Source organism: Halomonas sp. (assembly GCF_052095695.1).
Lineage (GTDB): Bacteria > Pseudomonadota > Gammaproteobacteria > Pseudomonadales > Halomonadaceae > Vreelandella.
Genome location: NZ_JBQDLQ010000022.1, coordinates 20251 through 45171 on the forward strand (window position 1 = coordinate 20251; position 24921 = coordinate 45171).

Sequence of the window (24921 nt, forward strand, 5' to 3'; positions counted from 1 at the left end):
TAGATAAGGAGTACGTCAATGCAAGTAAATATCACTGGTCATCACGTAGAACTGACTGACGCCTTGCGTGACTATGTTAATGAAAAGCTTGACCGTGTTGAGCGCCATTACGACAATATAACCACGGTGCAGGTCACCCTATCGGTGGAGAAGGAACGCCAACAGGCTGCCTGCACACTGCATGCAGCAGGCGCTGACTTACATGCAGAAGCCCTAGACAGTGATATGTATGCCGCTATCGATGCGTTAGCGGACAAAATCGATCGTCAACTCGTTAAACATAAGGAAAAAGCACAAGCTCGCGCCCAAGGCGCAGGTGTGCGTTAATTCAATGACGTTGGAAACCATACTCCCCCCAGAGCGCGTTCTTTTCGACGTACCTGGGGGCAGCAAAAAAAGGGTGCTGGAATTTTTCAGCACCTTTATCGCTCAAAATACGCCCAGTTTAGATAGCCAAGAAGTGTTCAGCCGCTTAATCGGCCGAGAGCGCTTAGGTAGCACAGGGATTGGTAACGGCGTGGCTATTCCCCATGCCCGCAGTCCTCACTGCTCTACGCCTATTGCTGGTTTTTTAAAACTCTCAGAAGCAATTGATTTTGATGCTATCGACGGCGACCCCGTTGACCTAGTGTTTGTGCTGCTAGTACCGGAACAAGCGGATGACACACACCTCTCTTTGCTAGGCCAAGTAGCCACCATCATGAATGATGCGGATACTCGCCAGCAGCTACGCAAAGCAGGCAGTCAACGCGAGCTACTCGATCTCATTACAGCTAAAATTCGTGAGCATTCAGCGGATTAAACAACGCTTAATGATTACCCGCCTGCTGTAACGGTCTCGTAAGCTCCCATTTAAGCCGTCGTATTAAAGCGAAGAGAAACTCTATGCAACTGGTCATCATTAGCGGTCGTTCTGGGTCTGGTAAATCTATCGCTTTACAGGCGCTGGAAGACCTAGGCTACTACGCGATTGATAACCTTCCCGTCATGTTGCTGGGGTCACTGGTCGACGAGTTACGCGACCAGGGTGACCGAGCCCATTTGGCGGTTAGCATCGATGCACGCAACTTACCGGGGGCTCTTGAACGCCTGCCCTCGCTATTACAAGAGTTACGCCAACGCACCATTGATTTCCAAGTTATCTACCTAACGACTGATGCCCGCATCCTTCTAGAGCGCTACTCAGCCACGCGCCGCCGACATCCGTTGACGCGCAATAGCGAAATGACCCTTGAAGAGGCCATCAATAAAGAGGAAGAGACGCTGCATGACATACGTGATTTGGCCGATCTATTGATCGACACGTCACGTCTGTCAGTACACGACCTACGCCGCCGGATTACTGATCAGGTAGCTCATCAGCAGCGCGACCAGCTGACGTTGACGTTTGAATCGTTCGGCTACAAGCGCGGAGTGCCGTTAGATGCTGACCTCGTCTTTGACGTGCGTTGCCTGCCCAATCCTTATTGGGATCCAACGCTGCGACAGTCAACAGGCCGTGACGCCAACATCGTTGCCTTCTTAAAAAGCTATCCCGTCGTGGACGCCATGAGTAACGATATCCAAGCATGGCTTGAGCGCTGGCTACCGGCTTACCAGAATAGCCAGCGTAGCTATATGACTGTTGCCATTGGCTGCACGGGCGGTCAACATCGCTCCGTCTATATGGTGGAGCAGCTAGCAAAAGGCTTAGCGGCTCGCGTCGGGGAAGTTCAATTGCGCCACCGCGAGCTAGGCCTGCAATATACGCTGAGCGAACAGCTCCCGACGCCGTTGACCAGCGATCAATCACCAACGCCTTAAGCACGTCTATTGATTAATGACACCACTCGGCGAAAAGGAACCAGGGTGCCAGAAAGAACACTCACACTCACCAATCAGCGCGGACTGCATGCCCGCGCGGCGACGAAACTCGTTAAATGCGGCCAACAGTTCACGGCCAGTATACGTGTCTATAAGCAGCAGCAAGTTGCCGATGCCGCTAATATTATGTCGCTATTAATGCTCGCCGCCCCGTGCGGTACTGAGTTAACTATCCACGTCGAGGGCGACGACGCAGAACAGGCGCTTGATGCAATTCAAGCGTTGTTCGAAGCCCGCTTTGAGGAAGACCAGTAGCCATTTATTCCGATTAATTACCGGCCACTGTCATCTCATCAATCAACCAACTGCCTGTATGTACGCTGCCACGGGTATCGGTGTCATCACCAATACCTACCAGGCCCGCGAACATCCGCTCCAGGTTACCAGCAATCGTGAACTCTTCGATCGGGTACTGAACCTTACCGTTCTCGACCCAAAAACCGGCCGCGCCACGGGAGTAATCGCCGGTAACCCCATTAACGCCCTGGCCCATCAGCTCCGTCACCCAAATGCCCTTCCCCATCTCTTGCAGCAGCGCTTCGCGAGGCTTCAACGGTGCGGTCAGGCGTACGTTGCGCGCCCCACCGGCATTACCCGTGGTCTGCATACCCATCCGCCTAGCGCTGTAGGAAGACAGCATATAGCTTTCGATACGCCCCTGATCGATAAAGCGATTATTGCGCGTTTGCACACCTTCACCATCAAACGGTGAGCTCGCGGTAGCGCCTACTTCCATAGGCCGCTCTTCAAGGCTAAACCAATCGGGAAAGAGCGTGGCACCAAGCCGATCACATAAAAAAGACGACTGGCGATACAACGCACCACCGGCGATACCGCCCAACAAATGCCCGATTAAACCACCGGATAACGACGGATCAAACAACACCGGCAAGGTCCCCGTAGGCGGACGCTGAGCACCCAGCCTACGCAGCGTGCGTGCGGCTGCTTCACGCCCTACGTCAGCGGGGTCACGCAGCGCTTTGGGGTCGCGCGCAGAGGTATAGTCGTAGTCACGCTGCATGCCGCCGGCATCTTGGGCAATCAGCATGCATGATAGTGAGTGGCTGCTGCCTTTTTGAGTGCCTAAAAAGCCATGGCTGTTGGCATAAACCCGCACCCCTTCACCGCTGGACAGCGATGCGCCATCCGACTGAGAAATGCCTTCCACGTCACGTCCAGCCTGCTCGCAGGCAAGCGCTAATTCAATCGCTTTATCCGTGGTAAGCGCCCAAGGATAGTGCACTTTTAAATCGGGCAGCTCGCTTGCCATCAGCGACGCATCGGCTAACCCTGCGGCGGGGTCTTCACCGGTATATCGAGCAATCGCCAACGCTTTCTCTACGGCGGCCTGAATCGACGCGCTACTGGCATCTGTCGATGAAGCGCTACCCTTACGCTGACCTACGTAAAGCGTCACGGCAATACCCTGGTCTCGGGATAGCTCAACCGTCTCAACTTCGCCCAGACGCACGCTCACGCCTATACCCTGATCAACGCTTGCGCCCACTTCGGCGTCATCTGCGCCCATGCGTTTTGCCAACGCTAGCGCTTCTTCGGCCCGCGCGGTGAGTAGCGACTGCTGCGCGGATGCATCAAATGCCTGTGCCATATAGCCTCCTTTTTTCACCGATTCTCTCTCAATAGAATGTCTTCGGCGAATCAATGTTGTACTCGCAGCTGGTATAATGCCGCAACGAATCTTGTCTGTGAGTCACATTATGCGTAAGCAACGTCCCGATCCAGCTGAAGTAGAAGAACAGGAAGAACGCCCTAGCAAGTCGCAACTCAAACGCGAAATGCATGCCTTACAGGCACTTGGGGAAACATTGATCGCTATGCGACCAGCGGAACGTGCCCGCTTCCCTCTCTCTGACGATATGCTGCGCGCAATTGAAGAGACCGCGCGCATTCGTTCTCATGAAGGTCGCCGACGTCATATGCAGTACGTTGGCAAATTAATTCGTAAAGAAGATCTCACTGCCATTCAAGGCGTCTTCGATTCCATTGACCAGGAACAAGAGCAGCGCGACCACGCCTTTCATCGCCTCGAAAAATGGCGCGAACGCTTAATTGACGAAGGCGATGAGGCTGTCGATCTGTTCATGACTGAATACCCCGACGCCGATCGTCAAACGCTGCGTCAGCTCATTCGCAATGCCCAACGAGAACGCGAAGGGGGCAAGCCACCAACGAGTTCGCGCAAGCTCTTCAAACACCTGCGCGAAACTCTGGCACTTTAAGCCCGAGCTTAAGACGGCGATTATGAATGAGTACCGCCGACCGTCAGCTCATCCAACTTGAGGGTGGGCTGGCCAACACCGACCGGCACCCCTTGGCCTTCTTTACCGCATACACCAATCCCCGTATCAAGGGCCATATCGTGGCCGATCATCGAAACGCGCCCCATCGCCTCTGGGCCATTGCCAATAAGCGTCGCGCCTTTGACCGGCACAGTCACTTTGCCATCTTCAATTAAGTAAGCTTCACTGGCGGAGAATACGAACTTACCCGACGTTATATCAACCTGGCCACCCGCAAAACTGACCGCGTAAATGCCGCGCTTTACGCTTTTGATAATGTCGCTAGGCTCATCCTGACCAGCCAGCATGACGGTATTAGTCATTCGCGGCATCGGCATGTGGGCAAATGACTCGCGCCGCGCATTGCCCGTCGGCGCCATTCCCATCAAGCGAGCATTGAGCTTGTCCTGCATGTAACCGGTCAAAATACCGTCTTCGATAAGCGGCGTGTATTGGCCGGGCGTACCCTCATCATCGATACTCATTGAGCCCCGGCAATCGACTAGCGTCGCATCATCCACAATATTGACGCCCTTCGCAGCGACCCGCTTGCCCATCTGCCCGGAAAAAGCGGAGCTTCCCTTACGGTTAAAATCTCCTTCGAGACCGTGGCCCACCGCTTCATGCAGCAAAATACCCGGCCATCCTGACGCCAGAACCACGGGCATTTGGCCCGCGGGCGCATCAACGGCCTCAAGGTTCACCAGCGCTTGACGCACGGCTTCTTTAGCGTAGTTCTCCGCCACCTGCTCATCGCGCAGCTTTGCCATTGAATAACGGCCACCACCGCCCGCGCTGCCGCGCTCACGACGACCGTTTTTAACAGCAATAACGCTAACGTTGAAGCGAACCAACGGACGAATATCCGCCGCCAGAGTGCCATCGCTGGCACGCACCAGTACGACCTCATAGGTGCCAGAGAGAGAGGCACTCACCTGGCTAATGCTCGGGTCCGCTGCACGCGCCACGCGATCAGCCTGCTTAAGCATAGCCACTTTATCTTCCGCGCTCAGCCCAGCCAATGGATCAATCCCGGCATAGCGTGACATAGCAGACACCGGGCGAACCAGTTGCCCAGGAAGGCGGTTACCGCTGCGCACAATGCCTGCCGCGGTACGGCCAGTATCCATTAGCGCATCGGCGGTAATTTGATTTGAGTAGGCAAAGCCGGTTTTTTCACCCGCCAAGGAGCGCACGCCAACCCCACCATCAATGCTGTAGCTGGCCTCTTTTACTTCGCCATCTTCTAATACCCAGCCTTCTTGCCAAGTACGCTGAAAATACAGATCGGCGTAGTCTATGCCCGCGCCCATCGCGTAGCCAAGCCCGGTTTCCAGAGCATCTAAATCCAGCCCCCCGGGTGTCAGCAAAATGGCGGCAGCCGTGTCTATATCACTTTTATATACGGTCATAGGGGGCCCTCTAAAGTAACCTGCGGCGAGGTCCAAGGGCCTCGCACGCGATAATGAAGTGTCGTGACCCGATCTAGCGCGTCACCAAAAAGCTTGTCTGCGAGAAATAGCGCACCACCAATAATGGGCGCACCGACAGCAATTGCCGCGATAGGTAAACTTTGTGTCACTGGCAGTGTGACGCCAAGCCGCTGATCAAGTTCACGCGTAACTAGGTCGACATTGCCGGTAAGCGTTAAGGTGGTAGCCGGGGCATCAATTTCCAATGGCCCTCGCAGCGTTAGCAGTCCATCGGTGACATCGGCAGTGCCATTGACACGGTCAAACGCCGTGCCTTGGCCGGTAACGTCAGAAAAATCCAGGCGTATGCGGCGTAAAATATTATCGAAATTGAGCAGTCCGATTAAACGCGCAGGCGAAGATTCTAGGGTGGCAAAACGGCCATCACGCATATCCGTGCTTAGATAGCCACCGGCATCGCGTAAATCGAGCTGCCAAGGCGCTCCCGGCCAGTCCAGCGATGCTTTTACGTCGGTACTACGACTACGCATCACCACAGGCTGATCAAGCCGCTCAAGTGCCGTTCCGATGTCTCCACCTTGAATAGAGATATCCGCCCAAGTGTGGCTGGTGGTTGAATCTCCTTCCCAGTGAAGCTCGCCACGAGCGGAAAGCTGCCCCATGGTGAGACCAACCGGAGTCAGCGAAAACCGCTGCCCATCGGTTTGCCAGTAAGCGGTCAACGGACCAAAGCGACGCGTACCCATGGCAATCTCCGCTAAGCGTAAACGGCCATTCGGCACATCGGCCAGCCAATCGGGAATCACGGTCGGCGGCTTGCGCTGGGTCTCAACCGCCTGCCACCAGGAATCGGGTGCTGGCGCCTCGCTGTCATGCTCGACATTAGCAAGTTTCAACAAACGGTCTAGCGCAATGGCATCAATCGCAATATCCAGCGGCTGCGGCGAATCACCATTGTACAGCAAATGCCCGGTGAATAGATTACCGCCCACATCAAGATCGACTTGGCCGCCGCTCACACTACCTGATGCGTTGACATTGCCTAAACATTCCGCCTGATAAATCAAACAGGGCGTCGTTAGCGAGACATTCAGCGGCATTTGGCTATCTGCGCCACTCGACTGAGATGCGCCTAGCGCCATCATTGGCTTAATAGCCTGCTGCCACGCCAGTGGATCAATACGCGGCACATTCGCAACCAGATTTATCCCAGGCTGAGCAGGCCAAGCAGGCACTTGCTCTGCGGCACTGCCCAGATGCATCGTGCCGGCCAGCGCTTGATGACCGAACAGCCCTCGCGCAGAGAAAATATCAGCTAGGCGACTTTCAATGCGCCCGGAATCGATATCCGCGGTCAACACCCATGGCCAGGACTGTTGGGACGTTTTTGCAAAGGGTTCAGGTAGGTGGCTAGTAACGCCGACTAAACGACTTTCCACTCTTACGGTCGGTGTGGGCAACAAGCCAACGTGGCCCTGCCACTGTAGCTGCCCCTCTAGCGGCAAGCGCCCCTGGCTATCGTCTAATCCGGCCAAACCGAAAAGTGCCGCCGTCGCGACGCTACCTTGCAGCTGAATCCCGTCGCCCAGCGTATCAATATCGGCGTTTATTTCACCGCCCAAGACTTGACCATTCGCCGTGCCAACCAGCCCTCCGTTTTCGTCATTTTGTAACCAGCGTAGATCACCTTCGGCCGAGCGAAGATGCACCCCCAGCGGTAGATAAACAATCTCAGAGAAGCGTGGCTGCGCATTGATTTCTAGCTGAAGTGCCTCGGGCGTTTCCAGCGGCAGCGACAACGCAATATCGCCATCAACGTCACCGGTTACCCGCAAATCACTCAGTTTCGAAAGATCAATATCGGGCATGGCTTGAAGAAACGACATAAGCGCCGAGCCTTCCGACTGTAATTCTCCGGAGAACTTAAGCGTCTCATCTTCCATTACCAACTCCCCCTTGGCAGCCGTCACGCCATGGCTCTGGGCGCTTTCTATCTCCGCTTTTAGCACTTTATCCTGCCACTTGAGGCGGCCTTGAATATCGTCAAGCCGCGGCCAGCCGGGCGCAATGGGTAAATGTCCTTGGGTAACGGCCAGCGCGAGCGTCGCGGTAAAGTCATCAGCGCCGACGGTTTCACCAATCGGCAGGCTCAGCTGTAATGATCCTTCGGTCACGTAGCCGCCAATATCATCAAGCAGCCAGTCCTGAAGCTTATTATCCATAACGCTTAGCGGTAGCCATTGAGCCAACGGGCGTTCAAGAGCATCCACGTCGCTAAAATTCAGATCTAAACCAAAATGACCGCGCTGATTACCGCTGACCAGTCCGAAGCCACCCGATACCTGAGCCCCATCCCACTCAACGTTTAGCTGCTTGCCGCTAACCATCGTATTAGGGCCATCGTATACCCACTCCACCACACCTTCGGCGCTTTGCAGCTGCATGGGAGCGGCAAAAAACTCGGGGAAATAAAGGGTACTATCGCCGTTACTACTAAACTGCACACGACCGCGAAAATCGCGCGCTTGAACCCAGGCATCAAGCGGGCCGCCGCCGGGCACCTGCTCCCAAGGCGATACCTCGACATCGCTAAGCGCGGCGTCTACGCCCCAACGACCATCCTGCTGGCCCACCTGCAGCCCTTGTACCTGACCGCGCGGCGAGAGCGTTTGCAAAACGCGCGTCAATGATTCAGGCAACAAGACATAGTCACGCCAAGCAGTAAGCGATGCGAGCTCAAAGGCACTGGTGCGCACTTCCCACCGCCCCGGCTGATGCGAGGCATGCCAATGTCTCGGCAAGGCGGGCCCAACGCTAGCACCAGGTGGCTGCGCCCACTCGACCCTGTCCGCATCGCCACTGAGCCATGCCTCGCCGCCATCACCGTCACGCTGCCACAAACCGCTGGTTTTAATATCCCTTAACACCGCGTATTGAACGTCATGACGCAGCGTCAGTTCAGGAACTTCAACGGCAACCCTGGCCTCTTCAAGACGCCCCGCGCTCCAACTCCCCCACAGCCGCGCGCTGCCACCCGCCTGCTCTAGATAAGGCATATGATCGGGGCGAAACATAGCGGCTAGCACGACCAATTGATCTAACTGAATATCCAACTGCAAAGCAGCCGAAAAGTCGCTAAAGCCATGCTGGCCAGGCTGCATTTCGACCTTTATTTCAGCCGCAGGCAGTGTAATCTCGCGTGCCTGCTGCAGTGACTGGGCAATATTGATAGCACCTTCAAGCCGAGTACGCCGCTCATCACCGGTCAGCAGCAAGGTCTGGGCGTGCAGCAGCACGGTATCTTCCCGGCCATGCAGCACGACACGCGTGTTATCGACCCACAGCCGTTGGCGCAAAATCAAGCCGGTCCAGTCGTCGACAGTGGCTAGATCCATATCGGGGTCAGGTGCCAATAGCGGTAGCTTAGCCGGCTCAGGCCACTGCCACGAAGCGACTGCGCCCTGATAAAGATGAAACTCCGTACCGGTGATGCGAGCGTCGCTAAAGATCGGCGCTAAATTGGCAAGTGACGCCCATGTATCCAGCCGCAGGCCCGCATGATCCAGCGAAAACAGCGCCTGGCCATCCGGCGTTTCCGCATTCACGCCGTCAAGACTTAATAGCAGATCATTACGAGAAAGAGATAACGACATGCGCTCGATAGTGACAGGCGCGCCAATACGCGCTTCAAGCAGCGCTTCAATACGCGGAGTTAAGGCGTCGGACTGGCTCATCACCAGGCGGAGTAACAGCAGCAGCACGGCGATGCTGCCCAATACCCACGCCATGGCCGCCAAGCTCCAACGCACTAGTAAACGCATCTGCATGATTTACATCAGCACGATATCGTACTGCTCTTGGGAATAGTGCTGTTCAACCTGGAAGCGAATCGTTTTGTTGATAAAGGTTTCCAGGTCTGCCACCGCCGCTGACTCCTCATCCAGTAACCGGTCAACGACTGACTGCGAGGCAAGCACCATGTAGGTTTCAGCGCTGTAGGCGCGCTCTTCGCGCAGAATTTCCCGAAAGATTTCGTAGCAAACGGTTTCTGGCGTTCTCAGCGTTCCCCTGCCACTGCAGGTGGTACAAGCTTCACAGAGCGTTTGCTCCAAGCTTTCGCGGGTACGCTTACGGGTAAGCTGAACAAGCCCAAGCTCTGTGACGCCCGTGCACTTGGTTTTGGCATGATCGCGCTCTAAGGCTTTTTCTAGAACGCGCAAGACCTGGCGCTGGTGTTCAACGTCAATCATATCGATAAAGTCGATAATGATGATGCCACCCAAATTGCGTAGCCGAAGCTGGCGAGCAATCGCTGTTGCCGCCTCCAGGTTGGTTTTAAAGATCGTCTCTTCAAGATTGCGGTGGCCGACATAGCCACCGGTATTAACATCGATGGTGGTCATTGCCTCGGTCGGATCAATCACGAGATAACCACCAGACTTCAGCTGTACCTTACGACCCAATGCCTTTTGGATTTCATCTTCGACGCTATAGAGATCGAAAATGGGTCGCTCGCCAGGATAATATTCAATGCGATCAACGGCATTGGGCATAAACTCTTCAGCAAACTCGACGAGCTTGACAAAATTTTCACGCGAATCGATACGTACTTTTTCGATGTCATCACGCATCACATCCCGCAGCGTGCGTATAAATAGCGGCAGATCATCATAAATAACGGTTTGTGGGGCCGTACTGACTTTCCGCTCGCTGACATTACGCCATAATCGCAGCAGAAAGTTCATATCGCCTTTCAGCTCTTCGTCACCCACCCCTTCGGCCGCCGTACGCACAATAAATCCACCGGCCACTTCCAGGGTCTGCTCGCTGATACTGGCATCCAACAGCGCCTTTAAGCGCTCACGCTCATGCTCATCTTCAATGCGCTGAGAAACACCATGGTGTGGCGAATCAGGCATATAAACCAAGTAGCGCGAGGGGATCGAAAGATGTGTCGTTAAGCGCGCACCTTTACTGCCAATAGGATCTTTGGTCGCCTGCACGACGAGCGCCTGACCTTCATGTAGCAGTTGAGCGATCGTTTGCTGCTCATCCTGAGGCGTGCCGGGCGACATCACTTCATGCACATGAATGAAGGCTGCACGCTCAAGGCCAATATCGACAAAAGCAGCCTGCATACCAGGCAGCACGCGTACCACTTTGCCTTTGTAGATATTGCCCACGATGCCACGCCGTCGGGAGCGCTCGATCAGTGCCTCTTGCAAAACGCCATTTTCCACCAGCGCAACGCGGGTTTCCATTGGCGTTAAATTGATGAGAACTTCACCGCTCATGCACAAATCCTTATAGGTTGACGTATTCCTTGCTAGCGATACATGCGCCGATCTAATCATGCTTAGCGTGTTAAATGCACTGCCAAATAGGAACTCCCTGTCGGCGCAGCAAGCTCGTCGTCTCGAATAGCGGCAGCCCCACTACTGCAGAATGGCTGCCTTGAATCTCTTTTACAAATATCGATGCCAAACCTTGAATGGCATAGCCTCCCGCTTTATCAGCCGGCTCACCGGTCTGCCAATAGGCAGAGATTTCCTGCTCTTCAATTACGCGCATCGTTACTTGCGTGGTGACGCAGCAAGAGAGCATGCCCTCCGGCCCGGTCACGGCTACTGCCGTGAGCACTTGATGCGATCGCCCTGATAATAGGCGCAGCATCGAGGCTCCTTCTTGAGCATCCGCCGGCTTACCTAGAATACGCCCATCAACAGCAATAGCGGTATCGGAACCTAAGATTGGCAAGTCAGTAAGCGACATCGCCGCCCCTGCTTTGGCAATCGCCAAGCGACTCACATAGGCCGTCGCTGACTCTCCAGGTAGCGGAGTTTCATCAATATCACAGGGATGAACCGCTACCGGCACACCGATGGAGGCCAGTAAAGCACGCCGACGCGGCGAAGCGGAGGCCAGGCACAAGGCCGGCACTGAAGCGCTCATGAAGCGGCTAACCGGCGTTCCAATGCTTGGAACATCGTGGATAACCAAGGCCACAGCAGAGCGCTAATCAAGGAAGGAATCAAAAAGGCCAAATGGATCGAAAAATCTCCCACGATAGTACGCAACCACTGCGCGACAAGCTGCACTAAGCCAATGAGCACCAGCACGAGCGCCGACTGCTGCACCAACGAATAGGCGCGGAATCGGGGGTATACCAAGGCACATAAAAAAGCCAGCAGCACATAAACCATCGCATGCTGGCCTAGCGCAGTGCCTTCTATTAAATCCATCAGGATGCCCAGCACAAAGCCGTGAAAAACGCCGACTCTATCGGGTGTACGCATACACCAGTAGATCAGCATCAGGCCCAGCCATTCAGGGCGATATACCTGCCAGCCATCGGCCAACGGCATTACTTGAAGGCACAATGCTAATAACAGGCTTAGCCAAACAAACAACAGCGGAACAATCGGTGCGCGGGCCATCAGGGCACCTCTTGGGATGATACGTTTTGATCGGGATTGGATAGTTGAAGCGAAGAGCGCAGCGCTGCTGCGGAAATATCCAACGTCTCATCCCATGCATGTTCGTCAATTGCTTGCTGGGGAGGTGGAAAAAGTAGCAAGAAGTGGCGCGAGCGCTGCAGCTGCGCCATTGGCTCAGCCGTTACGCGTGCAAAAGGTTGACCCGGATCATGATAGACCTCGGTCACTCGGGCTACGGGATACCCGGGAGGAAAGCGCCCGGCCAAGCCTGACGTGGTTAGCAAATCACCCTCACGAATGTCTGCCGTATCCGGCACGTGCATTACATTGACGCTGCTGTAGCGCCCAGCACCCTGCACAATAAAGCGCAAACCGTTGCGATTTAGCTGCACAGGCAAAGCATGGCTGGCATCAGCCAATAGCAGTACGCGACTAGAGTAAGCCGAAACCGCCGTAATTTGGCCGACTAAACCCGATGCATCGATGACCGGCTGCCCCACGTAGGCACCGTTGCGGTGCCCGCGATTAACAACCATTTGATGGCTGAAGGGATCGTTATCCAACGACAACAACTCGGCGGTGATATAGGGAATATCACGTCGCTCGGCGGCATTTAGCAAATCACGTAATTCACTATTTTCTGCCGTCAGGTTAGCCATACGCTGACCGCGATGAGAAAGTGTCAGGATTTGCTCGCGCAGACGGCGGTTTTCGTCCACCAGCGCCTGCTGATCGGAGAGCGCAAGCGAACCCCAGTTCAATAGGTCGCTAGGCACACTAACGATCCATTGAACAGGCGCCACAACCATCGACATTTGTGCGCGCACCTGCTCCATACGCGTGAAATGATGGTCGACAAACATCAAAGCACTGGCGGCCAACACGCAAAAAAACAGCCGGTAGCCCGGCAATGGCCCGTGCGAAAACAGCGGTTTAATAGGCAATCCCCCGCATTAACCGCTGAGATTAGTCACTCGACAGCAACTCAAAGGTATGCTGATCAATCATTTCCAGCGCTTTACCACCACCGCGCGCAACGCACGTCAGCGGGTCTTCAGCCACAATCACCGGCAGCCCTGTTTCTTCAGCAATCAACTTATCCAGATCGCGAAGCAAGGCACCGCCACCGGTTAGCACCAAGCCACGCTCGGCGATATCAGAGGCCAACTCTGGGGGCGACTGCTCAAGAGCGCTTTTGACCGCGGAAACAATGGAGCCAAGGGTTTCTTGCAGGGCCTCAAGCGTTTCGTGAGAATTTAGCGTAAAGCTGCGTGGAATACCTTCAGCCAAGTTACGTCCGCGCACGTCTATTTCGCGCAATTCGCCACCCGGATAAGCACAGCCAATCTCTTCTTTAATGCGCTCGGCCGTCGCCTCACCAATCAAGCTGCCATAGTGACGACGAACATAAGCGGTAATGGCTTCATCAAAGCGGTCGCCACCGACCCGAATAGATTCGGAATAGACCACGCCGTTGAGTGAGATAATCGCAATTTCAGTGGTACCACCACCGATATCCACCACCATTGAACCCTGGGCTTCATCAACCGGAAGGCCTGCGCCAATCGCTGCCGCCATGGGTTCTTCAATCAAGAACACCTCGCGGGCACCGGCACCTTCCGCCGACTCACGAATCGCCCGCCGCTCGACTTGCGTTGACATGCAAGGAACGCACACCAGCACACGCGGGCTAGGGGTTAAAAAGGTACTTTGGTGAACTTTGCGGATAAAATGCTGAAGCATTTGCTCGGTCACGGTGAAATCGGCAATAACGCCATCTTTCATCGGACGGATCGCAGTGATATTGCCAGGCGTACGACCCAACATTCGCTTGGCATCAGTACCGACTGCCGCAACGCTGCGCATAGTGCCAGACTGGCGAATAGCGACCACGGACGGCTCATCAAGCACGATACCGCGACCGCGTACATAAATCAGTGTATTGGCCGTACCCAAGTCGATCGACAGATCGCTGGAAAACAGCCCCCTCAAACGTTTAAACATGGATGTTGTTACCTAGTGCAGACCGGGAACCCTGTGCGGATGCAAACGGTATCACCGCAACCCCCTGGCAGCAAGCACGAGTCGTGCCTAATACTGCCCGTGAAGGCCAAGATGTGGTACCTTTTGCGGCTATTTTCCACGTCTGCGGCACAAGACGTTTTTTTGATATCGGTATGTATACCGCTTAAAGCGGATTATGTTCCCTTACGTTTATGAGGAAATTCCGATCATGGCGCTTGAAGAATCTCATGTGCGCCGGGCTGCCCACCTAGCCCGACTCGCCGTCAGCGATGACCAAGCCAGCGGCTTTGTAGATGACCTAAGCCGGATTCTGGACATGGTCGATCAACTACAAGGCGTTGATACCGAAGGTGTTTTACCGCTATCTCATCCGTTAGATGCAACCCAACGGTTGCGCGCCGATGAAGTCACTGAAACCAACCAGCGCGATACCTTTCAGCGCTGTGCTCCGGCAGTGGAAAACGGCCTGTATCTCGTCCCCCGCGTTGTTGAATAAATTTGTTGAATAAATTTGCTGAGTGAATTTATTGAATAGAAGCGCATTCGAGATTACTGAGCCACCACTTTCGCCGCTATTTTTTTCGCCCCTGAACGGAGCTTCTGGGTCATGTATGAGAAAACATTAACGCAACTCGCTGTCGCCTTAAAAAAAGGCGAGTTTTCGAGCCGCGAACTGACCACACATTATTTACAGCGTATCGAACAGGCTGATAGCAAGCTCAATAGCTTCATCAGCGTAACCGCAGAGCAGGCGTTGGCGCAGGCTGACGCAGCTGACAGCACGCGCGCCGCTGGCAAAGCAGGAGTGCTCACGGGCATTCCTCTAGCGCTCAAAGATATTTTTTGTACTCGCGATGTAAAGACCAGCTGTGGCTCCAAAATGCTGGATAATTTTATTGCACCCTACAATGCTACCGTGGTTGAAAAGCTCAACGCGGCGGGCACGGTCAGCGTGGGTAAAACCAATATGGATGAGTTCGCTATGGGCTCTTCCAATGAAAATAGCTTTTACGGCCCGGTAAAGAACCCTTGGGATGTGACTGCTGTACCCGGCGGCAGCTCCGGCGGCAGCGCAGCAGCAGTGGCAGCAGGCTTAGTACCCGCGGCGATGGGCACCGACACTGGCGGCTCCATTCGCCAACCGGCGGCGTTTTGTGGGATTACCGGCTTAAAGCCTACTTACGGCCGAGTATCGCGTTACGGCATCATCGCTTACGCCTCAAGCCTTGACCAGGCAGGCCCCATGGCACGTAGTGCTGAAGACTGCGCTCACCTGTTAGGGGTAATTGCAGGCCACGATGGCCGCGACTCCACCAGCGTTGCGCGCGGTGTGCCGGACTATGTGGAAGGCCTCAACGCGCCCCTCTCGGGCCTTAAAATCGGTCTACCCAAAGAGTATTTTGGCGACGGTTTAGACCCAGACGTCGAAAAAGCCGTGCGTGAAGCGGTCAGCGTTTACGAGTCGCTGGGTGCCACAGTGCGTGAAGTCAGCTTACCGCATACGCACTACGCTATTCCGGCTTACTACGTTATCGCTCCCGCCGAAGCATCTTCCAACCTGTCACGTTACGACGGCGTGCGCTTTGGTCACCGCTGCGAAAACCCCAGCGACTTAATTGATTTATATACCCGCTCACGCGCGGAAGGTTTCGGCGAAGAGGTCAAGCGACGCATTCTAATCGGCACTCATACGCTCTCTGAAGGCTTCTTTGATGCTTATTACACCAAGGCACAAAAAGTGCGCCGCTTGATCCGCCAGGACTTCTTAGACGCTTTTCAAGAGGTGGATGTACTGATGGGGCCAGCGTCGCCTACGCCCGCTTTCGACCTGGGTGCTAAAAAAGATCCTGTGTCGATGTACCTACAGGATATTTACACCATCGCCGTTAACCTAGCGGGCATTCCTGGCATCAGCGTACCCGCCGGTTTTGTCGACAAGCGTCCCGTTGGTCTGCAGATTCTAGGCACCCACTTTGCTGAGGCGCAGCTGCTTAACGTCGCCCACCAGTTCCAGCAAGCGACGGACTGGCACCTACAACGTCCTGCTTTTGCCGAGGAGAACGCCTAATGCAATGGGAAACCGTGATTGGGCTTGAAGTCCACGTTCAGCTCGCTACGCGTTCAAAAATCTTTTCCGGCGCCTCAACGGCGTTTGGCGCTGAGCCAAACACTCAGGCCTGCGCCGTCGACCTGGGTCTACCGGGCGTGCTGCCAGTGCTCAACGAGCAGGCCGTTGCCATGGCCGTTCAGTTTGGCCTGGCAGTGCATGCCGATATTGCTGAAGTATCAATATTTGACCGTAAGAACTACTTCTACCCTGATCTGCCTAAAGGCTATCAGACTAGCCAGATGTACCACCCGATTGTGGGCCCTGGTGATGTTGAGATCACTTTAGAAGATGGCAGCACCAAACGCATTCGCATTCATCATGCGCACCTTGAAGAAGATGCAGGCAAGTCGCTGCATGAAGATTTCCAAGGCATGACGGGCATTGATCTCAACCGCGCGGGAACGCCGCTGTTAGAGATCGTGTCTGAGCCAGACATGAGCAATGCCAAAGAGGCCGCTGCATATCTTAAGGCGATTCACTCAATCGTTACTTACCTGGGCATTTCCGATGGCAACATGGCGGAAGGCTCCATGCGTTGCGACGTGAACGTCTCGGTGCGTCCGAAAGGCCAAGCAACGTTAGGCACTCGGGCTGAAATCAAAAACGTTAACTCGTTCCGCTTTGTCGAACGCGCGATTGCCTTCGAGGTTGAGCGCCAAATTGAGCTCATTGAAGACGGTGGCAAGGTCGTTCAAGAAACACGCCTGTTTGATCCAGACCGCGATGAAACGCGCAGCATGCGTACCAAGGAAGAAGCCAACGACTACCGCTACTTCCCCTGCCCAGACCTACTGCCAATAGTGCTTGATCAGGCCTACCTGGACCACCTTCGCGGCCAGTTGCCCGAACTGCCTGCCGATAAGCGCGAGCGCTTTCAAAGCGAGCTGGGACTGTCGGCATATGATGCCAACGTCATCTCCGCTAGCCGGGACATCGCCGAGTTCTTTGAAGCAGTGCATAACACTTGCGGTGATGCCAAGCAGTCGGCCAACTGGGTGCAGGGAGAGTTTTCCGGTGCGCTTAATCGCGAAAACCTGAGCATTGCCAACAGCCCCATTTCCGCACGTCAGCTCGGCCAACTGATTAGCCGTGTACTCGACGATACGATTAGCGGCAAAGCGGCTAAAGACGTTTTCCAGGCGCTTTGGAACGGTCAGGGCGAAACAGCCGATGAGATCATTGACGCTAAAGGCCTCAAGCAAGTCACTGATACCGTTGCTATTGAAGCCATGATTGATCAAGTGATCGCAGACAGCCCCGCTCAGGTGGCCCAGTATCGAGACTCGGAACCCGACAAGCGCGGCAAAATGATAGGCTACTTTGTTGGCCAGGCGATGAAAGCGTCAAGGGGCACCGCTAACCCACAGCAGGTGAACGGCATATTGAAACAGAAACTGGATGCGCTGCTTTAATCACGCTTGAATATTCTTTGACGTTAGCGGCTGCCTCGGCAGCCGCTTTTTTATGTCGCGTTAGCGGCTAGCTAGTTGGCTAGGTTGGGTAAAACTCAGTAACTGCGCACAGCCTGCGGCCCAGACCTCGGCTTTCAGCTCGGCAATGGCCGCGGTAGGAAAACCAACGCCCTGAGCCCGGCTACCCTTCACCAGCCAACCCGCCAGATTTCCCACCAAGGGCATATGGCTGACCAGCATTATCGGCGCGCCTTCTGCCTGCTCAAGCAGCCAGTTGCCAACGGTAGCGGGCGCGTCATCAGGGGTAATAAAATCCAGCGTTTCAAGCCCAATGCCCAGCGCATCACACAACACTTGTGCCGTCTGCTGCGCGCGCACATAGGGGCTAGCGTAAAGCCTTGGCATGGGCAGCTCGCCCTTGGCAACACGCTGCGCCAGCCAGTTAGTCATTGCTTCAGCTTCCTGCACGCCACGTGGCGTCAACTGGCGCGCATGATCGGGAAATCCCGGCGCTGCCTCACCATGGCGCATGATCAGCATACGCTGCATACTAATACCCTTTCTTTAGCGGTGAGGGGGCTTGAAGAGAAGCATGCTGATTAGGCTGATCACGATGGGCCTGCTGCACGGACTCGCGAGGCAAGATAAACTCTACGTCGCTGCTCTGCTCCCCCATCATTAATGTGCGCGCCATATCCTGTGCCGGTACGCCGTCAAACAATACGCGAGAAAGCCCCTCAGCTAACGGCATATAAACACCCATTTCACGCGCTTTAGCACACACCAATTTGACGGTATTAACCCCTTCCGCGACCTGGCCAAGCGAACTGACGGCCTCTTCCAGCGTGCGCCCCTCACCCATGGCATGCCCGACTCGATAATTGCGCGACAAGTTAGACGAACAGGTAACGATTAAATCTCCGACCCCCGCCAGCCCCAAAAACGTCATCGGATTAGCGCCTTCAGCGACGGCAAAGCGGCTCATCTCTGCCAGGGCACGCGTCATCAGCATACTGCGGGTGTTTTCGCCCATGCCCAGCGCGGCGGCCATTCCAGCGGCGATCGCATAAATATTTTTCAACGCACCGCCCAGCTCGACGCCATGGCTATCATCGCTGGCATACACTCGAAAGTAGCGGCAGCCTAATGCCTGCTGAACGCGCGTGCGCGTTAATGGATCAGCGCTTGCAATCACGGTAGCAGTGAGTTGCTTATCGGCAATTTCCGAGGCTAGGTTGGGGCCTGCAATCACACCAATGTGCTTAAAGCCGGTTTCTTGCTCAAGCACTTGGCTCATTAATAAAAAGCTATCTGACTCAATCCCTTTCGTCGTGCTAACCAAAATCTGCTCAGGCGTTAACCATGCTTTGGCCGCTTGCACTACGCCGCGAAAGGCCTTTGAGGGAATCGCGATCAGCACTAGCGAGGCATCGGCCAGGACGGCTTGAAGATCGGTTGAGGCCTGCACGGCGGGGTTGATAGCGTAATGGGGCAAATAACGCCCGTTACGATGCTCCTGATTAATCTGCGCCACCAGCGCTTCGTCACGCATCCACTGGCGAACGCGGGCGTTATTATCCGCGGCAATGCTTGCCAGCGCCGTACCGAAGCTACCGCCTCCAAGTACCGCAACGTTAATGGGAACCGCGCCGTTGGTTTGCTGCTCAGCCATGATGATGTCCTAATAAGTCTCGCGGAACGTATAGCTACTGTATCAAAATCGGTTTATTAAAGCAGACGGCCCGCTTGGATAACCAAACGGGCCGACGGCATAGCAACGCTACGTTACCGACATTGCCTAAGGGCGTGCGTAAAACAGCGCTTACATTAGGCGGTCAACACGCTATTAAGGCGCTTCACGTAAGCAGCGGGATCATCCAGGTGTCCGCCTTCGGCAATAATCGCCTGATCCAGCAATATGTAGGAAAGCTGTGTGAACAGGTCGCCCTCGGCGCTTTCAAGGCGTGTTACTAGCGCATGATCCGGATTAAGCTCAAGAATCGGCTTCACTTCAGGCAGCGGCTGTCCCGCAGCTTCCATAATACGGCGCATTTGATAGCCCATTTCATGCTCAGGCAGCACAACGCACGCCGGAGAATCGGTCAGGCGGTGGGTCACTTTAACGTCTTGGACACCGTCACCCAGCGCTTCTTTGACACGCTTGACCAGATCTTCTTTGGCTTTAGCCGTTTCTTCCTGAGCTTTCTTTTCCTCTTCGTCCTCGACATCGCCAAGATCGAGCTCGCCTTTGGCCACATCGGCAAAGGTTTTGCCATCAAACTCGGTTAAATGACTCATCAGCCAATCATCGATACGGTCAGAAAGCAGCAGTACTTCGATACCTTTTTTACGGAAGATCTCCAAGTGCGGGCTATTTTTTGCCGCATTGAGGCTGTCAGCGACCACATAATAAATCTTTTGCTGACCTTCTTTCATACGCTCAACGTAATCGGCTAAGGCGTGTTCCTGGGCAGCAGTATCGGTATGCGTTGAGGCAAAACGCAGCAGGCTGGCAATTTTTTCACGATTGGCTGAATCCTCTCCCGGGCCTTCTTTCAGTACGCTGCCGAAGGTATTCCAGAAGGTTTGATACTGCTCTTTGTCGTTGGCAAGTTTTTTCAACATGTCCAAGCCGCGCTTGGTGAGCGCTGCCTTGATCTTGTCAACCTTAGGATCTTGCTGGAGCAGCTCGCGAGATACATTTAGCGACAGCTCCCGGGTGTCCAGCACGCCTTTGACAAAGCGCAGGTATAGCGGCAGGAACTGTTCGGCATCATCCATAATAAAGACGCGCTGAACATAGAGCTTAACGCCGCGTGAACCATCACGGTCGAACATATCGAACGGCGCACGGCCGGGCACATACAGCAGGCTAGTGTATTCAAGCTTGCCTTCAACCTTATTGTGACTCCAGGCCAGCGGATCAGAAAAATCGTGCGCCACGTGCTTATAGAACGCTTTGTACTCGTCCTCGGAAACATCACTCTTCGGACGCGCCCATAGCGCAGTCGCTTCGTTAACCGTTTCCCACGTCGTTACTTCACTGCCTTCAATGCTGTTGCCTTCGTCGTCTTTAGCCGTTTCGGTTTTCGGCATGCGGACCGGTACTTCGATATGATCGGAGTACTTACGCACTAAGCCTTGCAGGCGATAGTCGTCGGCAAACTCTTTTGCATCCTCTTTTAGGTGTAGCGTAATTTCGGTACCGTGCTGCGCGCGCTCGATATCAGCAACGGTAAATTCGCCCTCGCCTTTTGAGCGCCACTCAACGCCTTGGGCTGCGTCGGCACCCGCCTTACGAGTACGCACTGCAATTTCGTCAGCCACAATAAAGCCTGAGTAAAACCCCACGCCGAACTGGCCGATCAGCTTGGCATCTTTCTGCTGCTCGCCGGAAAGCTGCTTAAGGAACTCAGCCGTGCCTGAGCGCGCAATAGTACCCAGGTTGGCAATGACATCTTCGCGATTCATGCCCACACCGTTATCGCGCAGAGTGATGGTATTGGCATCGCGGTCATGCTCAATTTCGATGCGTAGCTCGCTGTCGCCTTCATACAAGGCATCGTTATCCAGCGCGGCATAGCGAAGCTTGTCGCAGGCATCCGCCGAATTCGAGATAAGCTCGCGCAAGAAGATTTCACGATTAGAATACAGGGAGTGAATCATCAGATTCAGGAGCTGCTTAACTTCCGTTTGAAAGCCAAGAGTTTCTTCGTGGGTATCAGTGGTCATGCGCTTAGCCCCTTATTTATGGATCACGTTTCGGATCAGGTTGAGATGCGCCTCTGCGACATGCGCTCAGAGGCATAATCTGGTTTCGTGAGCCTTATATGGTGCTAAGCAACTTTTTTTCAAGCAGGTAGGCAATAACGAGTGGTCAAGTATTAAGAGGGTGCCATACCAGGGTCGGCCGATCGCCAAACACGATAGCCTTCTAAGCGCTGATCAATACGGTTTAGCAGCCACCCGACTATCAGCACATCATCAATAATGCCAATCAGCATCAAAAAATCGGGAATGAGATCGAACGGCATGACTAAATACGCCAGCGCCAATGCCATCATGGCGAATGCCGACCAAGGAACGGGCCGGAAGTCGCCTCTCACGACGTCCCGCGTCATGGGTAGAAACAATTTTAAAGCGCGCAAAATACGTTTTGTGACCCAAACGCGTGATTTGAGTCGACGCAAGAACCACCAAGTGGATAATGGGGCCATCGTAATTGAATCCTCCTCGCTTCTAAACTGTCAGATCATCAGCGTTAATATTGGTTCAGTGTAGCGGTTGCACAGCAATCCCTCAGGTTTAAATCGACGTCAATCAATAAAGAGAGAGCATCATGCTGGTTTCGCCATTTCGCCATACCGCTCGTGTGCTATGTACGGCATTGCTGGCCGGAATTCCCACGCTATCCTGGGCCGCTTCAGATAGCGATCTACGTGACGCCCTTAGCGCAGCAAGGGAGCAGCAGTGGCAACGTATTGACGAGCGCCTGATTGAGAGCCACCCGCTGCGCGGCTACGTGGAGTATCACCGCATAAGAGGACAGCTGCCGAACGTGTCTCCTGAAAGGGTCCAGCAATTTATGGATCAGTATGCAGATTCGCCACTGGCCGGCTGGATTCGCGGTCAAGCCATTGCCAACTATGGCCATGCAGGACGCTATAGCGACTTACTTAGTGTAGCTGATGGCGAACCAGCGGGCACCGCACGCCAGTGTTACTACTACACAGCGCTACTCAATGAGCAGCCGCAGCAGGCCAATCAGGCGGGGCTTGATCTGTGGCTGACTGGCGGTTCTCAGCCGAATGCTTGTGATACGTTGTTTGAGCGACTGCGTGCCAATGGAACGATTGACGCCACGGCAATTTGGGAGCGCAAGATGTTGGCGTGGCAAGCGGGAGAAAGCAGCCTCTCAAGCTACCTGAGCGGGCTATTAAGCGGGCAGTGGCAAACGGCTCTAGATACTGTCGATGACGTTTCAACACGCAGCAGAGCTATTACTCAGGCGCCGCTATGTTTGGGTCCTGAGTGCGCAGCAACCGCAAGCTTCTATCGAGCGGCGATGCAGCGCTTTACCCGCGAAGATACCCCCGCCGCTTTTGCCGCTTGGCAAGAAATAGCCCCGCGCCTAAGCTTGCTTCCCAGTGATCAACAGGCCATTGAGGAAGAGTTAGCTTTTTATGCGCTGGTACGCGAAGTGCCGGGCACACTTAGTTGGGTCGACAGCGTACTCCCGTCACTGGATAGCGCACGCGTACTAGAGCTACGCGTGCGCCGTGGACTGGCAGAACACCGCTGGAATGATGTCGTCCATTGGATTGCCGAAATGCCGGCCGACCAGCAGGAAAACAGCCGCTGGCAATATTGGTTGGGACGTGCAAATGGCCAACTTGGCAATCAGGTAGCCGCCGAATCGAGCTATCAGCAGGCCGCCTCGGATCGCAGCTTTTATGGCTTTGCCGCTGCCGAAAAACTTGGCCAGCCTTACCAGTTGAATCTTGAACGCAATCATTTTGACGAAGCATCGCGGCAGCGCATCGCCCAACTACCGGCCGTCCAGCGTACTGAAGCATTACTGCGCATTGGTGAAGATGGGCTAGCTAACAGCGAGTGGCTACACGCCGTTCAGAGCGGCACGCCCCAACAGGCCAGGGCGTTGGCAGACTATGCCGCCAGCCAGCAGTGGCACGCACGATTAGTACAAACCACGATTGCAGCAGAACTATGGGACGCACTCGACTGGCGCTTCCCGCAGGCCTATCACGACAGCTTTTTACACTGGGGCAGGCTAACCGGCGTAGATCCTTACCTGCTCATGGCCATTACGCGCCGTGAAAGCGCCTATAACCCCAATGCCCTTTCACCTGCAGGCGCGCGTGGATTAATGCAGCTAATGCCGGGCACTGCCAGCCAGGTCAGCCGCGAACTGGGGATTAGCGATCCGGGGCCTTATGGCGTGTTGGAGCCTGAGCTAAACATTCGTTTAGGCAGCACCTATCTGCGCGATAAGCTACAGCGCTATCAAGGCAACCGCCTTGCAGCGACGGCGGCTTACAATGCAGGTCCAGGGCGCGTTGACCAGTGGCTCGGCAATAGCGTAGAAGAGTTTGATCTGTTCGTGGAAAGCATTCCTTTTCGTGAAACTCGCGACTATGTGCAAGCGGTGCTCAGCTATCGAGTGATTTTCGAAAGCCTTGCAAACGGCGGTGATAGTGAAGGCGTTTCTCTGCTTAGCGGCGCTGAACAGCAAGTACGCTATGACCGTGCGCTACTTGCCCGCCGCTGAATCTAAGCCAACTGGCGAAGCCGCTTAGCGCGAAATCGCCACTCACAAAACCATGCATTGCGCAGCGCCCCTTCTATAGGGGGCGCTGCGTTAGCGCAAGCCGAATGCCAAAGGCAATCAACACCGTGCCGGTCACAGCGTTTAAGATTTGCGCAATCCGCGCACTAGCCAGCCACTTACTCGCACTGCCGACCATCAGCACGACACCAATTTGCCAAACGTTGGCAACCATAAAATGCACGCTCGCAAGCCACAGAGACTTCAGTAAAACAGGGTCGCTTGGTGCAATAAACTGAGGCAAAAAGGCCATATAGAACACCACCGTCTTGGGGTTCAACACATTAGACAAGAACCCTTCTTTAACAGGCTGCCAGCGAGAGACGGCAGCGCCCCCTTGCAACACGCCGTTAACGGGTAGCGGCTGCCCACGGCGTGCCGCCAAAAGGCTCGTCACGCCCAGCCAAATCAGATAGCCCGCCCCGACCAGTTTAAGCAAGTGAAACGCCCACGCTGACTGCAGTAGAATCAGTGAGATCCCCAGCGCAGAAATAGTTGCATGAGCAAATAGCCCGCAGCAAATAGCAACGCTGGTAGTGACTCCATCACGAATACCGCCACGCGCGGTATTGCGAATCACCAGCAGCGTATCCACCCCAGGGCTAATGGTTAATAGCGTGATCGCCACTAGAAAAGACAGAAACTGTGGATCAATAAAGCCAAACTGCATCATGATTGCTTGCTCGTCACGAAATGAAAAAAAATCTTAGGAATCTGGCTGGACGACAGCCAAATTTACATCTAGAGTAATTGTAGCGGGTGGACAATTGAGTTGCCCGTTTGATTACTAAGCATGTTAAGGAAATTGGAAAATGGCAACTGGCACAGTTAAGTGGTTCAACGATACTAAAGGCTTCGGCTTCATCTCTCCTGATGACGGCGGAGACGATCTGTTCGCCCACTTCTCCGAAATTCAAGCTGAAGGCTTCAAGACCCTCCAGGATGGTCAAAAAGTCAGCTTTGAAGTGACTCAGGGTAAAAAAGGCCTTCAGGCT

Annotated in this window: 24 protein-coding genes; 11 read left to right on the forward strand and 13 right to left on the reverse strand. The window is 54.6% G+C overall.

What is annotated here, in order from left to right:
• Positions 1-18: 18 nt before the first annotated feature.
• The 4 genes from hpf (at position 19) to ACTH5D_RS06475 (ending at position 2118) form a co-directional block, all read left to right on the forward strand.
• Positions 19-327: a ribosome hibernation-promoting factor, HPF/YfiA family gene (gene hpf, locus ACTH5D_RS06460; RefSeq protein ID WP_441669417.1), complete on the forward strand. Its 309-nt coding sequence runs from the start codon at positions 19-21 to the stop codon at positions 325-327.
• Between the two features lie 4 nt (positions 328-331).
• Positions 332-802, forward strand: coding sequence for a PTS sugar transporter subunit IIA (locus ACTH5D_RS06465; RefSeq protein WP_441669419.1), 471 nt, complete (start codon positions 332-334; stop codon positions 800-802).
• A gap of 83 nt (positions 803-885) precedes the next feature.
• Positions 886-1803, forward strand: a complete 918-nt coding sequence (gene rapZ, locus ACTH5D_RS06470; protein ID WP_441669421.1) for an RNase adapter RapZ — start codon at positions 886-888, stop codon at positions 1801-1803.
• Positions 1804-1848: 45 nt separating this feature from the next.
• Positions 1849-2118 carry an HPr family phosphocarrier protein gene (locus ACTH5D_RS06475; RefSeq protein WP_441669423.1) on the forward strand — a complete coding sequence of 90 codons (270 nt, stop codon included), beginning with the start codon at positions 1849-1851 and terminating at the stop codon, positions 2116-2118.
• A 13-nt stretch (positions 2119-2131) separates the two neighbouring features.
• Here ACTH5D_RS06475 and pmbA read toward each other — a convergent pair whose 3' ends face one another.
• Positions 2132-3472 (reverse strand): metalloprotease PmbA, encoded by a 1341-nt coding sequence (gene pmbA / locus ACTH5D_RS06480; RefSeq protein ID WP_441669425.1) that lies wholly within the window; start codon positions 3470-3472, stop codon positions 2132-2134.
• Positions 3473-3581: 109 nt separating this feature from the next.
• On the opposite strand from pmbA, the gene yjgA reads away from it, so the two are divergent.
• The gene (yjgA, locus tag ACTH5D_RS06485; protein ID WP_441669427.1) at positions 3582-4103 is read left to right on the forward strand and encodes a ribosome biogenesis factor YjgA; all 522 of its coding nucleotides are present in this window, start codon (positions 3582-3584) and stop codon (positions 4101-4103) included.
• Between the two features lie 20 nt (positions 4104-4123).
• Here the strand turns inward: yjgA and tldD are convergent, their stop codons facing one another.
• The 7 genes from tldD to ACTH5D_RS06520 form a co-directional block, all read right to left on the reverse strand.
• Positions 4124-5575, reverse strand: coding sequence for a metalloprotease TldD (gene tldD / locus ACTH5D_RS06490; RefSeq protein WP_441669429.1), 1452 nt, complete (start codon positions 5573-5575; stop codon positions 4124-4126).
• Positions 5572-9423 carry a YhdP family phospholipid transporter gene (locus ACTH5D_RS06495; protein WP_441669431.1) on the reverse strand — a complete coding sequence of 1284 codons (3852 nt, stop codon included), beginning with the start codon at positions 9421-9423 and terminating at the stop codon, positions 5572-5574. Before ACTH5D_RS06495 ends, tldD begins: the two co-directional genes overlap by 4 nt.
• 3 nt (positions 9424-9426) lie before the next feature.
• Complete coding sequence (gene rng / locus ACTH5D_RS06500; protein WP_441669433.1) at positions 9427-10890, reverse strand: ribonuclease G; 1464 nt, start codon at positions 10888-10890, stop codon at positions 9427-9429.
• 70 nt (positions 10891-10960) lie between these two features.
• Positions 10961-11548 (reverse strand): Maf family protein, encoded by a 588-nt coding sequence (locus ACTH5D_RS06505; protein ID WP_441669435.1) that lies wholly within the window; start codon positions 11546-11548, stop codon positions 10961-10963.
• Entirely contained in the window at positions 11545-12033 is a 489-nt protein-coding gene (gene mreD, locus ACTH5D_RS06510) for a rod shape-determining protein MreD (protein WP_441669437.1), read from the reverse strand. Before mreD ends, ACTH5D_RS06505 begins: the two co-directional genes overlap by 4 nt.
• Complete coding sequence (gene mreC / locus ACTH5D_RS06515; RefSeq protein ID WP_441669439.1) at positions 12033-12977, reverse strand: rod shape-determining protein MreC; 945 nt, start codon at positions 12975-12977, stop codon at positions 12033-12035. Before mreC ends, mreD begins: the two co-directional genes overlap by 1 nt.
• A gap of 22 nt (positions 12978-12999) precedes the next feature.
• Positions 13000-14037, reverse strand: a complete 1038-nt coding sequence (locus ACTH5D_RS06520; RefSeq protein WP_096280814.1) for a rod shape-determining protein — start codon at positions 14035-14037, stop codon at positions 13000-13002.
• A gap of 2 nt (positions 14038-14039) precedes the next feature.
• Between ACTH5D_RS06520 and ACTH5D_RS06525 the strand changes: the two genes are divergently transcribed.
• The 4 genes from ACTH5D_RS06525 (at position 14040) to gatB (ending at position 17580) form a co-directional block, all read left to right on the forward strand.
• The gene (locus tag ACTH5D_RS06525) at positions 14040-14225 is read left to right on the forward strand and encodes a hypothetical protein (RefSeq protein WP_441669441.1); all 186 of its coding nucleotides are present in this window, start codon (positions 14040-14042) and stop codon (positions 14223-14225) included.
• Positions 14226-14266: 41 nt separating this feature from the next.
• Positions 14267-14554, forward strand: a complete 288-nt coding sequence (gatC, locus tag ACTH5D_RS06530; protein ID WP_096282380.1) for an Asp-tRNA(Asn)/Glu-tRNA(Gln) amidotransferase subunit GatC — start codon at positions 14267-14269, stop codon at positions 14552-14554.
• A 111-nt stretch (positions 14555-14665) separates the two neighbouring features.
• Positions 14666-16126, forward strand: coding sequence for an Asp-tRNA(Asn)/Glu-tRNA(Gln) amidotransferase subunit GatA (gatA, locus tag ACTH5D_RS06535; protein WP_441669443.1), 1461 nt, complete (start codon positions 14666-14668; stop codon positions 16124-16126).
• A complete protein-coding gene (gene gatB, locus ACTH5D_RS06540) occupies positions 16126-17580 on the forward strand; it encodes an Asp-tRNA(Asn)/Glu-tRNA(Gln) amidotransferase subunit GatB (RefSeq protein ID WP_441669445.1) in 1455 nt (484 codons plus the stop codon). The genes gatA and gatB overlap by 1 nt, the downstream gene beginning before the upstream one ends.
• A gap of 60 nt (positions 17581-17640) precedes the next feature.
• Here the strand turns inward: gatB and sixA are convergent, their stop codons facing one another.
• The 4 genes from sixA to ACTH5D_RS06560 form a co-directional block, all read right to left on the reverse strand.
• Positions 17641-18129: a phosphohistidine phosphatase SixA gene (sixA, locus tag ACTH5D_RS06545; protein WP_441669447.1), complete on the reverse strand. Its 489-nt coding sequence runs from the start codon at positions 18127-18129 to the stop codon at positions 17641-17643.
• A 1-nt stretch (position 18130) separates the two neighbouring features.
• On the reverse strand, positions 18131-19252 hold the full coding sequence (locus ACTH5D_RS06550) for an NAD(P)H-dependent glycerol-3-phosphate dehydrogenase (RefSeq protein WP_441669449.1): 1122 nt from the start codon (positions 19250-19252) through the stop codon (positions 18131-18133).
• 155 nt (positions 19253-19407) lie between these two features.
• Positions 19408-21312, reverse strand: coding sequence for a molecular chaperone HtpG (htpG, locus tag ACTH5D_RS06555; protein WP_441669451.1), 1905 nt, complete (start codon positions 21310-21312; stop codon positions 19408-19410).
• Between the two features lie 152 nt (positions 21313-21464).
• Positions 21465-21797, reverse strand: a complete 333-nt coding sequence (locus ACTH5D_RS06560; RefSeq protein WP_441669453.1) for a YkvA family protein — start codon at positions 21795-21797, stop codon at positions 21465-21467.
• Between the two features lie 122 nt (positions 21798-21919).
• Between ACTH5D_RS06560 and ACTH5D_RS06565 the strand changes: the two genes are divergently transcribed.
• Positions 21920-23869 (forward strand): transglycosylase SLT domain-containing protein, encoded by a 1950-nt coding sequence (locus tag ACTH5D_RS06565; protein ID WP_441669455.1) that lies wholly within the window; start codon positions 21920-21922, stop codon positions 23867-23869.
• A gap of 73 nt (positions 23870-23942) precedes the next feature.
• Here the strand turns inward: ACTH5D_RS06565 and ACTH5D_RS06570 are convergent, their stop codons facing one another.
• Positions 23943-24599, reverse strand: coding sequence for a LysE family translocator (locus ACTH5D_RS06570; RefSeq protein WP_441669457.1), 657 nt, complete (start codon positions 24597-24599; stop codon positions 23943-23945).
• A gap of 139 nt (positions 24600-24738) precedes the next feature.
• Between ACTH5D_RS06570 and ACTH5D_RS06575 the strand changes: the two genes are divergently transcribed.
• Positions 24739-24921, forward strand: a 183-nt coding sequence (locus tag ACTH5D_RS06575) for a cold-shock protein (RefSeq protein WP_441669459.1), incomplete at its 3' end; no start/stop codon positions are given.